This window comes from Aeromonas sp. FL131 (assembly GCF_049860615.1).
In the GTDB taxonomy this organism is placed as follows: Bacteria; Pseudomonadota; Gammaproteobacteria; order Enterobacterales; family Aeromonadaceae; genus Aeromonas; species Aeromonas hydrophila.
Genome location: NZ_CP187595.1, coordinates 2,031,924 through 2,045,029, shown reverse-complemented (window position 1 = coordinate 2,045,029; position 13,106 = coordinate 2,031,924). Strand labels below are relative to the sequence as shown.

The following is a 13,106-nucleotide window of genomic DNA, read 5'->3' as shown; positions in this document are numbered from 1 at the left end:
GAAAACGGCATCCATTTGAATGCTGTTGATATTGTGTTATCGCATTGTTGTGGTTTTTTTGTGAGGTAAACCGGATATTTTTCAGTGATTATATGGAAAAAAGCAGTTGCAGATGGGATATTCCTTGTCCGCAATCCCGTGTGTTACCGGACAGGCTCAACAGAAGGCTTGCCGGGACAGATGACGCCAGCCGTGACATGGGTGTCGCCTGGCGTAGCGGTTGCCAACAGGACTAATGATTCACGCACTTCGGTGCTCAGGGACTATTTGATGACACAACAACACCCCCTTGTAAGACTGGTCAACAGTACCAGCCTGGTTAGCCAGATCCTGGTCGGTCTGGTCTTCGGTATCCTCCTTGCCATGTTCATGCCGGAATGGGCCAAAACGGCGGGTCTGCTCGGCAGCCTGTTCGTCGGCGCCCTGAAGGCGGTCGCCCCGCTGCTGGTCTTTGTACTGGTCATGGCGGCGATCATCGGCCACAAGCAGGGCCAGAAGACCAACATGAAACCGATCCTGCTGCTCTATCTGCTGGGCACCTTCCTGGCTGCTGCGGTCGCCGTCGTGGCCAGCTTCCTGTTCCCCTCCAACCTGCATCTGGTGGCCAACAGTGCCGAGATCACCCCGCCGGGCGGCATCACCGAGGTGCTGCAGACCCTGCTGTTCAACGTGGTGACCAACCCGGTCAAGGCGCTGCTGGATGCCAACTACATCGGCATTCTGGCCTGGGCCATCGGCCTTGGCATCGCCATGCGCCACGCCAGCGAGGGGACCAAGGCGGTGATCACCGACCTGTCCCACGGCGTCTCCACCATCGTGAAAGCGGTGATCCGCTGCGCGCCGCTGGGTATTCTGGGCCTGGTTGCCTCCACCCTGGCGGAAACCGGTTTTGACGCCCTGTTCGGTTATGCCCAACTGCTGGTGGTGCTGATCGGCTGCATGCTGTTCATCGCCTTCGTGGTCAACCCGCTGATCGTGTTCTGGAAGATCAAGCGCAATCCCTATCCGCTGGTGCTGACCTGCCTGAAAGAGAGCGGCGTGACCGCCTTCTTTACTCGCAGCTCCGCCGCCAACATCCCGGTCAACATGGCGCTGGCCGAGAAGCTGCGCCTGCCGGAAGACACCTATGCGGTCTCCATCCCGCTGGGTGCCACCATCAACATGGCCGGTGCCGCCATCACCATCACCGTGCTCTCCATGGCGGCGGTACACACCCTGGGGATGGAAGTGGATCTGGCCACCGCCATTCTGCTCTCCGTGGTCGCTACCATTAGTGCCTGCGGCGCGTCCGGCGTGGCCGGCGGCTCCCTGCTGCTGATCCCGCTGGCGTGCAGCCTGTTTGGCATCAGCAACGACATCGCCATGCAGGTGGTAGCCGTGGGCTTCATCATCGGGGTCCTGCAAGACTCCGCAGAGACGGCTCTCAACAGCTCCACCGACGTGCTGTTCACCGCCGCGGCCTGCATGGCCGAAGATGAAACCCTGCTGGATGCCTCGCCGGTGCCCAACAGCGAAGCCTGATAGTACAGCCTTCACCGCACTGAAAACGCCCTCATTCGAGGGCGTTTTTTATTGTCTGGTGGTCTGGTGGTCTGGTGGTCTGGCGGTCTGGCGGTCTGGGGGCTGGTCCGGTCCGCATCTGCAGGAAATGAGGGGGCCGGATGAAGTTGATGCAGTGGGCGTATCAAGAGCCCGGAGGAACGCCTTGCCAGGCAGGCTGTGTGGCACCGGCTTGTATAAGGCTGCATGGGCCATGGGTCAGCCATTGTCGGTTGCCGTTGAAGGGAGGATGACGAGAGAAGACGGGGGAATCGTCGGGATGGGGAGCTTGGACGATGTTATGCGAGTGGCGCATCGGCCAACATGCCTGTGCATGCTCGCCTGCCGGAGAGCCATCATCGGCTGCTGTTGGCACCATAAAAAAATGCCAGCCGGTTACCCGGCTGGCATTGTTGCTGGTATGGCCGAGTGTCAGCCGAGCAGTTGGTAGAGGATGGCGGAGATGGCCGTCATCCCCATCACAGCCACGAAGACGTTGCTGATATGGCCCTGATACTTCGCCATGGCCGGCACGCGCTTGATGGCGTACATCGGCATGATGAACAGGATGGTGGCGATGATGGGGCCGCCCATCGACTCGATCATGCCGAGGATGGAGGGGTTGATCACCGCGGTGCCCCACAGGGTCAGGATGAAGAAGGCGATGATGAATATCTCGACCTTCTTGTGGTTCGGCTCCTTGCCGGACTTGCGCAGGTTCTGGACGATCATCCCCTTCAGGCCTTCGCGGGCACCCAGGTAGTGGCCGAAGAAGGAGGAGACGATGGCCACGAACGCCACCAACGGGCCGAAGTAGGAGATGATGGGGCTGGCGTGCTGGTTGGCCAGGTAGGAGAGCACGGCGATGTTCTGGGACTTGGCTTCTGCCAGCTGCGCCGGGGTCAGGCTCATCACGCAGGAGAAGACGAAGAACATCACGAAACCGAGCAGGATGGTGGCGGTACGCTTGAGGATGGCGTCAGATTTCTCGACCGCGTGTTCGCCGTGATCGCGACGCTGGGCCAGCGAGAAGCTGGAGATGGCCGGGCTGTGGTTGAAAGAGAACACCAGCACCGGAATGGTCAGCCACAGGGTGATGGCAAAGTCCTTGCCGGACGGCATCTGGGAGAGGGCCGCGCCGGTCCAGTCCGGGATGAGATAGAAGGAGATCCCCACCAGGATGGCGATGAGCGGGTAGACCAGGAACTCGGTCACCTTCAGCATCAGTTTTTCACCGGCCAGCATCACCGACATCATGCCCATGATCAGCACGATGGAGAGGATCCAGCGCGGGGGCGCCGTCATCTGCAACTGGTTGACCATGAAGCTCTCAACCGTGTTGGTGATGCCCACCCCGTAGATCAGCACGATGGGGTAGATGGCGAAGAAGTAGAGCAGGGTTATCAATTTGCCGGCACCCACGCCGAAGTGCTCTTCCACCACTTCCGTGATGTCGGCATCGGGTCTGCTGGAGGAGAGTACGAAGCGGGCGAGGCCGCGGTGGGCCAGGTAGGTCATGGGGCCGACCAGCAGCGCCATCACCACCAGTGGCCAGAAGCCACCCATGCCGGCGTTGATGGGCAAAAACAGAATGCCGGCGCCGACGGCGGTGCCGAACAGGCTGATCACCCAGCTGGTGTCTTGTTTGGTCCAACCACGCGATTGGATGGAGCGGGTTCCTTGCTCCTGTGAGGTCGCAACGTCCTGTGCGCCGGTGACAGTATTAGACATGTGTCTCACCCCGAATTGTGGTTTTTATTGAATCGGCGCAAGGATACGGTTTTTTTAATCAAAAATGTTGATCAAATTCACCTTTATGGGGCTCAAACCCGCATTCTTTTGTGGAAATGTGATCGAAAGAAGAATTAATCAATTATTTTTTATAAAAACCTACGTTAGTTTAATGTTAATGCGCGAATGTTGCACAATCTTTTGTAGGCAAAATGTTATATGGCGAGTTGCCGGGAGAGTTGGCGGATCATGCTGGCGGTGGCACCCCAGATGAAGTGGTGCTGCCAGGGGATCCAGTAGATGGTGTGCAGGTGATCGGCTCTGGGAATGGTGAGCGCGATGTGGTGGCGTGGATCCAGCAGGTGGTTGAGCGGCACCTCAAAAGCCTGGTCGACCTCGTCCCGGCTCAAGGTGAGCTGATAGTCGGCCGTGACCAGCCCCAGCACCGGCAGCACGTCGTATTGGGAGACGGTGTTGAGGGGCGTGAGGGTACCCAGCACCTTTATTTGGGCAGGGACTATGCCGAGCTCTTCCTGGGTTTCCCGCAGCGCCGTGTGGATCAAGTCCCGGTCGTCCGGATCCTGCCTGCCGCCGGGGAAGCTTATCTGCCCTGCGTGGTGGCGCAGGTGCGGGCTGCGTCGGGTCAGCAGCAGTTGCAGGCCGTCGGCCCGCTCGACCAGCGGCAGCAGCACGGCGGCGGGCTTGAGCCCGGCCACCGTCAGCCGGTGGGCGGGGGCGGGGCGTTGCAATAAAAAGCGGGTCAGCAGTTCGGCACGTTCCATCTCGATTCTTCTTCGCTCCAGTTGCTGTGATCCATTTTGTCAGGTTTTCAACGCAGGGTGTCCAGCAGCGGCAGAATGCGGGCCACCTTGTCATAGGTTTCCTGATATTCGTCGTCCACGTCGGAGTCGGCAATGACGCCGCCACCGGCCCAGCAGTGGAGTTGGCCCTGTGCGGCGATCAGGGTGCGGATGCAGATGCTGGTATCCATCCGGCCATGCTGGCTCAGATAGCCGATGCTGCCGCAGTAGGCGTTGCGCCGCTGGGGCTCCAGCTCTTCGATGATCTCCATGGCCCGGATCTTGGGGGCGCCGGTGATGGAGCCGCCGGGGAAACAGGCGCGCAGCAGGTCCACCGCTTGCCACTGCGCATCCAGCTCGCCGTGGATGGTAGACACCAGGTGATGCACCGCCGGAAAAGACTCTACCGCAAACAGGCTGGGCACGTTGACCGAGCCGGGTCGGCTCACCCGGCCGATGTCGTTGCGCAGCAGATCCACGATCATCAGATTTTCCGATCTGTCCTTGTCGGCGCCAGCGAGTTCCAGGGCGCTGGCCTGATCCAGTGCAGGGTCGGCCAGCCGCGGGCGGGTGCCCTTGATGGGCTTGGTCTCGATATGGCGCTGGTCGAGCAACAGGAAACGCTCGGGGGAGAGGCTCAAAATGGCGCCCTGCGGCAAGCGCAGGAAGGCCGAGAAGGGGGCACGGTTGGCCTGTGACAGAGTCTGATAGGCCTGCCACTCGTCGCCCCGATAGGGCGCGCTGAAGCGCTGGGTCAGGTTGATCTGATAGCAGTCCCCGGCGGCCAGATAGGCCTGGACCTTGGCAAACTTGTCACCGTATTGCGCGCGGCTCATGTTGCTCTGCCATTTTCCCTGCAGGGCAAAGGGCTCAGTGGTGGTTGCCTGCTGCGCCTCAAGCCACTGCAGGCGGCGGGCAAGGCCGGCCTCATCGCCCCAGTGCACCAGCTGCCACTGGCCCGTTGCCACGTCCCGCAGCAGGGCCCAGTCATAGATGCCGACTGCCATGTCCGGGATGGTCACGTCACGGGCGGCCATGCTCGGCAGACGCTCGAAACGGCGGCCCAGATCATAGCCAAACAGGCCGAGAGCACCGCCGATGAAGGGCAGGGGGGTCGCTTGACTGATGACCTCTCCCAGCAGGGCGTGTTGGCGTTGGGCCAGCAGCGTCAACGGATCATCTTCACGGGATTCGTGCTGATCACCCTGCGCGATGCGGGTCAGCGTTCCCTCGGTCTGCAAAGTGGCCAGCGGATCGGCGGTGATGATGTCAAAGTGGTTGTCTGCTCCCAGCGGGCCGGCGGATTCCAGCAACATGGCCCAGGGCAGATGATGAATGCGTGCGAACAGGGCATGGAGCGCCGTCTGGTGATCAAAATGGTGGATATGCAGCGTTGGTTTCATTTTTTGTTACACAGGCAACAGTTTACAGCCTGCTCCCTAGCCGGTACGGGGGTGGCAAGCGTATCATAGCCGCCGGAATTTTTAGAAAAAACACGCCGTTGTCTTATCGGGCCGACAGGCAAGCCGCCTGGCACCACCCCACCGAAGCACGGCTCATATGGAAGCCCTTGCTCTGCATCGAGCCGGAGACAAGGACCAGTGAGGATGATATGAGCATCATTAAAAAACAGGATTTTATCGATTCCATCGCCGACGCCCTGCAGTACATCTCCTACTACCACCCCCTCGATTTCGTGCAGGCCGCCAAGGCTGCCTATGACCGCGAGATCAACCCGGCCGCCAAGGACGCCCTGGCCCAGATCCTGATCAACTCCCGCATGTCCGCCGAAGGACATCGCCCCCTGTGTCAGGATACCGGCATCGTCACCTGCTTCGTCAAGATCGGCATGCAGGTGCAGTGGGACAGCGACATGACGGTGCAGGAGATGGTGGACGAGGGCACCCGCCGTGCCTACACCAATCCGGACAACCCGCTGCGCGCCTCCGTGCTGGCCGACCCCGCCGGCAGTCGCAAGAACACCAAGGACAACGCCCCGGCCGTGGTGCACATCGACATGATCCCGGGTGACAAGGTGGAAGTGAGCATTGCGGCCAAGGGCGGCGGCTCCGAGAACAAGTCCAAGATGGTGATGCTCAACCCCTCCGACGACGTGGTGGAGTGGGTGCTCAAAACCGTGCCGACCATGGGGGCCGGCTGGTGTCCACCCGGCATGCTGGGGATTGGCATCGGCGGTACTGCCGAGAAGGCGGCCGTACTGGCCAAAGAAGCCCTGATGGAGCACATCGACATCCAGGAGCTGATCGCCCGTGGTCCGGAGACCACCGAAGAGAAGCTGCGGGTCGAGCTCTATGACAAGGTCAACAAGCTGGGGATCGGTGCCCAGGGGCTCGGCGGTCTCACTACCGTGCTGGATGTGAAGGTGAAATCTGCGCCGACCCACGCTGCTTCCAAGCCGGTGGTGATGATCCCCAACTGCGCGGCGACCCGTCACGTGCACTTCGAACTGGATGGCTCCGGCCCGGCCGAGCTGACCCCGCCGAAGCTGGAAGATTGGCCGGAGATCACCCGCTCGGCTGGCGGCAACGTGCGCCGTGTCAATGTCGACGGCATCACCAAGGCAGAGCTTGCCAGCTGGAAGAGCGGAGATACCGTGCTGCTCTCCGGCAAGATCCTGACCGGTCGCGATGCCGCTCACAAACGCATTGCCGACATGCTGAAAAAAGGCGAGGGGCTGCCGGAAGGGGTCGACTTCACCAACCGTTTCATCTATTACGTCGGCCCGGTCGATGCCGTGCGTGACGAAGTGGTCGGCCCGGCCGGCCCGACCACCTCCACCCGGATGGACAAGTTCACCGACATGATGCTGGGAGAAACCGGCCTCATCGGCATGATCGGCAAATCCGAGCGAGGCCCCAAGACGGTCGAGAGCATCAAGCAGCACCAGGCTGTCTATCTGATGGCCGTCGGCGGCGCCGCCTATCTGGTGGCCAAGGCCATCAAGAAGGCGCGGGTAGTGGCCTTTGCCGACCTGGGTATGGAAGCCATCTATGAGTTTGAGGTGGAAGACATGCCGGTGACCGTGGCAGTCGACTCTCAGGGCAACAATATCCATGAGACAGGCCCGGCTTACTGGTCTGCCAAGATTGCCGAGCTCGACGGCAAACTGGCGTGAGCGAAAGCTGTTTGATCGCTGTTCACTCACGGTCTTGAGACTTGTCTCGAGGCTCAACGTGAATTGACGCGGCGCATGACTGTTATCGATACCACCGTTATACCGCTGCAGCCATAGCAGACAGAACGAAGGCGACCCCAGGGTCGCCTTCTCTTTTGGCCTGCGTGCAGTCGCATGAGTCAACTGCCACCGGCTAACTGCCAATTATATTCACTGTGAGGAGCTCTGCGCCTCGCTTTCATGCCGGCTTCCACTTCCCTCTGTCGGCAGGCACTTACCGCTGTTGCCTGATGCTTGTAGGGCTCTTGTCACTGAGTGATTGCTGGGCTGTTCAGCGCCAACGAAAAGCCCGTTCATCTCACCATCCAATCCTGCAAGGCGTCTCCTAGCACTCTTGGCACCTGTCAGTGGTTGAGATAGACATCCTGCCCGCCATAGACCAGTGAACCACTGTGGGCAGGGGAGGATGCGGCCGGCTCGAAGAAACGGGTCAGAACCCCGCAGCGTTGTCCCAACTTGCTCAACTTGGCGCGATCCAGCATGACCTGCTCCGGCAGCCAGGTCAGCACGGCGGCGCAGCGGCCGTTGCCCAGACTCTGTTCCAGCGTACGTTGCCAGTTTTTGATCTTGGGGCTATGCACCACCAATACTCTGGCGGGATTGATCCCCTGTGCCTGCAGCTGCTTGGCTACCGGCAGACCGGGTGGTGCAATCAACAGGATCCAGCCGGTATCGCCATGGCTCAGTTTCACCAGCTCATCAAGCAGCGGGGCTTCATGGGCAATCGTTGTGCGATAACGCTCATCGTCCATGTTGCCTTGATGCCGGGTGGGCCAGGGATTGCTCATACCGGCTGAGGTGGTGATCGGGTGCTGACTCATGGGCTGGCTCATATGTTGTCCTGTATGAATAACCATGCTGTATGCGTATACAGTAGTTGCTGTTGGTGCCAGTGACAAGCCATTTGTGCTCTAAAATGTGATCGAATTGGCAGTGATTTGATCTATGGTATTGATTGTAAAGATTATTTATTTAATGTTGGTGGTGAGTGTTTTTTAGCCTATGGACAAAGCAGGAGGGGACGCCCATGGTTATACAGTATGTCTTGCACAGAGGAGAGATGAGATGGACGTCAGCACCTTGCAACGACTGGATGCCAATATCCTGCTCGGGATCATCAATGAAAAACTGCGGCTGGAGTGTGACGGGCTGGAAGAGTTGTTGGCCTACTACGACATGACGGAAGATCAGCTGGCTACCCGCTTATTGCAGATAGGCTATCACTATGACCCCATGAGCAACCAGTTCAAAGCCCATGGTTGACCCGCAGAAATCAACCGAACAGCCTTGGTCTTTGCTTTTCATGAACGGCGCACATTGAAATCGTTTTCAATGTGCGCTGAATTTTCAGTTATTTTCAAGAGTTTTCAGCACTTGGCAATCATTGAAAACCTATTCACGTATTTATATTTTCATGAAGAGATTAACTGTATGATTTTTAATGAAATTAAAGATTCATAATGACAGCTTTCAGGAAAGGGTTTTCAAGCTTGAACTGTCATTTTTATGCGTTAAAGTGTGACTTGCGTTAACTTTTAAACCAGCGGCTTTAGCTAGTATGCCCACGCCGGAACATATTCTGAGATAACAACAGCGCCGGTCCCTGATGGGATAACAATTTATTATTCTGTAACGAAGGAAATGGTTTATGGCTACCAAGAAGAAGACAGACCAGGATCTCCAACTGGATAAAGATCAGCTCAAGGCGAGTATCGTGCGTCACCTGCGTTCTACCTTGGGTACAAGCGAACAGAAAGCCTCGCCAGAAGCGTGGTGGAAAGCGACCGCAGCCGCCGTCAACGAACAGGTGTACGAGCGCCTGACCCGTACTCAGCAGACTCACTTCAAGAAAGATACTCGTGCGATTCACTATCTCTCTGCTGAATTCCTGATGGGGCGTTTGACCTCCAACAACCTGCACAACCTCTCCCTGTACAAAGTTTGCGAAGAGGCGCTAGGTGAACTCGGTCTGGAACTGACCGATCTGTGTGAACAAGAGCCCGACATGGCGCTCGGCAACGGCGGTCTGGGCCGTCTGGCCGCCTGCTTCATCGATTCCCTGGCGACCCTGAACTACCCGGCGGTCGGTTATGGTATCCACTACGAACACGGCTTGTTCCGCCAGGAAATTCAGGATGGCCGCCAGATTGAGCGCCCCGACTCCTGGCGTGAATATGGCAACCCCTGGGAGATCTGCCGCCCGGAATCCGTGCAGGAGATCCCGCTCTATGGCTATGTCGAGACCGTGTTTGGCGACAACGGTGGCCTCAAGAAGGTGTGGCACGCCGGCCGCAAGATCAAAGGGGTGCCTTGGGATATCCCGGTGGTCGGCTTTGGCGGTCATACCGTCAACATCCTGCGCCTGTGGGAATCCCGCGCTTCCGAGTTCTTTGACTGGGACGTGTTCAATGCCGGTGGCTATATCGATTCCCAGGCGGAGAAAGCCCAGGCCGAGACCATCTCCAAGGTGCTCTATCCGAACGATGAGACCGATGCGGGCAAAGAGCTGCGCCTGATCCAGCAGTACTTCTTCTGTGCCTGCTCCATCAAGGACATCATGCGTCGCTACAAGCGGGTGCATGGCGCCGACTTCAGCAACTTTGCCGCCCAGATTGCCATCCAGCTCAACGATACCCACCCCACCGTGGCCATCCCGGAACTGATGCGGGTGCTGGTGGACGAAGAGGGGCTGACCTGGGACGCGGCCTGGGCCATCAGCTATCAGGTCTTCTCCTACACCAACCACACCCTGCTGCCGGAAGCGCTGGAGAAGTGGTCGGTCAGCCTGTTCGAGAAGGTACTGCCCCGTCATCTTGAGGTGATTTACGAGATCAACGCCCGCTTCCTGAGCGAGCTGGTCGAACCCAAGTGGCCGGGTAACGATGCCATCAAGGCCAAGCTCTCCATCATCGAAGAGGGTGATGTGCGCAAGGTGCGCATGGGCAACCTGTGCGTCATCGGTTCCTCCAAGGTCAACGGCGTGGCCGAGATCCACTCCAAACTGGTGAAGGAAGACTTGTTCCCCGAGTATGCCGAGCTGTGGCCCCAGAAGATGTGCAACGTCACCAACGGGGTGACCCCGCGTCGCTGGCTGCTGGCTTGCAACCCGGAACTGGCCGAGCTTTACAACGAGGTGGTGGGCAAAGAGTGGCCGCTGCAGCTCGACAAGCTGCGCAGCGTGGTCAAATTTGCCGACGACAAGGCATTCCAGCAGCAGTTCATGACCATCAAGCGCCACAACAAGGAGAAGCTGGTCAAGGTGATCAAGGCCGAAACCGGCATCGAGGTGAGCTCGGAGGCGATCTTTGACGTCCAGATCAAGCGTCTGCACGAGTACAAGCGTCAACAGCTGAACCTCATCCATATCATGGCGCTCTACCGTCGCCTGCTGGCCAACCCCGACTATGACATGCACCCGCGGGTGTTCATCTTCGGCTCCAAGGCGGCGCCCGGTTACAAGCTGGCCAAAGACATCATCTACGCCATCAACAAGCTGGCGGAGCGGGTCAACAACGATGCGCGCATCCAGGGCAAGCTGAAAGTGGTGTTCATGCCGAACTACCGCGTGAGCCTGGCCGAGAAGCTGATCCCGGCGGCTGATGTCTCCGAGCAGATCTCCACCGCCGGCTATGAAGCCTCCGGTACCGGCAATATGAAGATGGCGCTCAACGGTGCCATCACCATCGGTACGCTGGACGGCGCCAACATCGAGATCGCCGAAGAGGCGGGAGCCGAGAACTGCGCCATCTTCGGTCTGAACGTGGACGAGGTGAAGGCATTGAAGGGGCGCGGCTACAACCCGTACGACTTCTACTATGCCAACTCCGAGCTCAAGGCCGTGCTGGACTGGTTTGATACTGACTATTTCACGCCGGGTCGTCCGGGCGAGCTCTCCTCCATCAAGCGCTCCTTGCTGGAAGGGGGGGATCCCTACCTGACCCTGGCCGATTTCGCCTCCTACTCGGAAGCCCACAAGCTGATCGATACCTGGTATCGGGATCCGGCCCTGTGGGCGAAGAAGGCCATCATCAACTCGGCTACCATGGGCAAGTTCAACTCCGATCGCTCCATCCAGGACTATGTGGATCGCATCTGGCAATTGAAACCCTGCAGCATCGGCTGATGAGACGGTAAACCTGCAACCCCCCGCTATGCGGGGGGTTTTTATTTTGCGTGGGCATGTTGGCGATGGGGGATTGCGGAAAAGAGAGCACAAGCGAAAACGTCAAACACCCACCTTCACCATACGGCTCTTTTGGCTGAGAACAGTGGCTGTTCACAGGTGGTGAACGGGTGAGAAGGGGGGCTGTTTGGCCGAGACTGCATGCAGAAGAGGCAATAAAAAGGCCCCGTCAGGGGCCTTGGTACTCGGCATATCAGTGCAGTATGTCACCCATGAAGTAGGCGAGCAGGGTCAGAATGACGGTGAAGACCAGGTTCAGCACCAGGCCGGCCCGCATCATCTCACGCTGCTTGATATGACCGCTGGCGAACACGATGGCGTTGGGCGGGGTGGCCACCGGCAGCATAAAGGCGCAAGAGGCGCCGACGGCGATCAGCACGGAGACGACGATGGGCGATACGCCCAGCGCCTGGGCAACCCCGGCAAACAGCGGCACCAGCAGGGCGGCGGTGGCGGTGTTGGAGACCAGCTCGGTCAGGAACACCACGAACGCGGCCAGACAGAGCAGGATGATGAAGATCGGCATGGTGGCCAGACCGTTGGAGAGGTGCTCCGCCAGGAAGGCGTTGGCCCCGGTCTGCTTCAGGATGGCGCTTAAGGTGAGGCCGCCACCAAACAGCATCAACACGCCCCAGTCGGTGTTCTGGTTGATGTCATCCCAGCTGGCCACCCGGCTGATGGCAATGGCCACGATGGCGCCCATGGCGATCAGGGTATCGAACTGGGGAATGCCTCCCAGTGCCTTGGCAATGGGCTGGGAGCCGATCCACAGCAGTACTGTGGTCAGGAAGATGAGCAGGGTGATCTTGCGTTGACCGGTCCACTGGATGGTGACCTTCTCGGTGCTGACCTGATGGGAGAGGTTGGGACGGGTCACCATATAAAGCAGGCCGATGCCCACTGGCATGAAGATGAGTACCACCGGGATGCCGAACTTCATCCAGTCGGTGAAACCCAGCCCCATCTGGGCGGCGGCGATGGCGTTGGGCGGGCTGCCGACCAGGGTGCCGATGCCGCCGATGCTGGCGCTGTAGGCGACCCCAAGCAGGACGAAGACCAGGGTACGGCGCTCCTTGTGGGCATCGAGACCTTTCAGCATGCCGAGGGCCAGCGGCATCATCATGGCGGCAGTGGCGGTGTTGCTGATCCACATGGAGAGGGCGGCCGTGATGGTGAAGAGCACGATGGCGGCCCAGCCGAGGTGGCCTCTGGCAAGCTGCATCACCTTGGCGGCGATCTGGGTATCCAGCCCCTGTTTGGAGAGGGCTGCGGCCAGTGCAAAGCCGCCGAAGAACAGAAACAGCACCGGGTTGGCAAAGTCAGTCAGCGACTTGCTCATGTCAAAGACCCCGAGCAGGGTGGCAAGTACCGGGATGGAGAGGGCCGTGATGGTGATGTTGACGGCTTCAGTCAGCCAGAGGATGGCGATGAAGACCAGGATCCCCAGCCCCTTGTTGACGTTGGGATCAAAGGGGAGCCAGGCCAGCATGGCACAGAGCAGCAACACATCCAGGATGACGATCCCGGATTTGATGTCCAGCCAGCGTGATGGGGTAGTGGAGGGTACTGCAGATGTGTGCATATTGTTCTCTCGGTTAATTTATGGTTGTTGTTGTGTTGCCGAGATTACATTCATCCCCCCGTTTGAAACAGGGGG

At 59.1% G+C, this 13,106-nt stretch carries 9 protein-coding genes; 4 read left to right on the top strand and 5 right to left on the bottom strand.

What is annotated here, in order from left to right:
- Positions 1-270 precede the first annotated feature (270 nt).
- Positions 271-1,521, top strand: coding sequence for a serine/threonine transporter SstT (gene sstT, locus ACPW75_RS09570; RefSeq protein WP_016350568.1), 1,251 nt, complete (start codon positions 271-273; stop codon positions 1,519-1,521).
- Positions 1,522-1,971: 450 nt separating this feature from the next.
- Here the strand turns inward: sstT and ACPW75_RS09565 are convergent, their stop codons facing one another.
- The 3 genes from ACPW75_RS09565 to pabB all read right to left on the bottom strand — a co-directional run bounded on the left by ACPW75_RS09565 (position 1,972) and on the right by pabB (position 5,386).
- Positions 1,972-3,270: a serine/threonine transporter gene (locus ACPW75_RS09565; protein ID WP_077096618.1), complete on the bottom strand. Its 1,299-nt coding sequence runs from the start codon at positions 3,268-3,270 to the stop codon at positions 1,972-1,974.
- 215 nt (positions 3,271-3,485) lie between these two features.
- Entirely contained in the window at positions 3,486-4,052 is a 567-nt protein-coding gene (locus tag ACPW75_RS09560; RefSeq protein ID WP_060389538.1) for a CoA pyrophosphatase, read from the bottom strand.
- Positions 4,053-4,099: 47 nt separating this feature from the next.
- Positions 4,100-5,386, bottom strand: a complete 1,287-nt coding sequence (gene pabB / locus ACPW75_RS09555) for an aminodeoxychorismate synthase component I (protein WP_256822048.1) — start codon at positions 5,384-5,386, stop codon at positions 4,100-4,102.
- A gap of 296 nt (positions 5,387-5,682) precedes the next feature.
- Here pabB and ACPW75_RS09550 point away from each other — a divergent pair, with 296 nt between their 5' ends.
- Complete coding sequence (locus ACPW75_RS09550; protein WP_024944465.1) at positions 5,683-7,206, top strand: fumarate hydratase; 1,524 nt, start codon at positions 5,683-5,685, stop codon at positions 7,204-7,206.
- A 404-nt stretch (positions 7,207-7,610) separates the two neighbouring features.
- Here the strand turns inward: ACPW75_RS09550 and ACPW75_RS09545 are convergent, their stop codons facing one another.
- On the bottom strand, positions 7,611-8,099 hold the full coding sequence (locus tag ACPW75_RS09545; protein WP_179101445.1) for a cell division inhibitor: 489 nt from the start codon (positions 8,097-8,099) through the stop codon (positions 7,611-7,613).
- A 232-nt stretch (positions 8,100-8,331) separates the two neighbouring features.
- On the opposite strand from ACPW75_RS09545, the gene ACPW75_RS09540 reads away from it, so the two are divergent.
- Positions 8,332-8,529, top strand: a complete 198-nt coding sequence (locus ACPW75_RS09540) for a DUF4250 domain-containing protein (RefSeq protein WP_005300391.1) — start codon at positions 8,332-8,334, stop codon at positions 8,527-8,529.
- Between the two features lie 385 nt (positions 8,530-8,914).
- Complete coding sequence (locus ACPW75_RS09535) at positions 8,915-11,389, top strand: glycogen/starch/alpha-glucan phosphorylase (RefSeq protein WP_011706264.1); 2,475 nt, start codon at positions 8,915-8,917, stop codon at positions 11,387-11,389.
- Between the two features lie 253 nt (positions 11,390-11,642).
- Here the strand turns inward: ACPW75_RS09535 and ACPW75_RS09530 are convergent, their stop codons facing one another.
- Entirely contained in the window at positions 11,643-13,031 is a 1,389-nt protein-coding gene (locus ACPW75_RS09530; RefSeq protein WP_042067477.1) for an SLC13 family permease, read from the bottom strand.
- Positions 13,032-13,106: the final 75 nt, after the last annotated feature.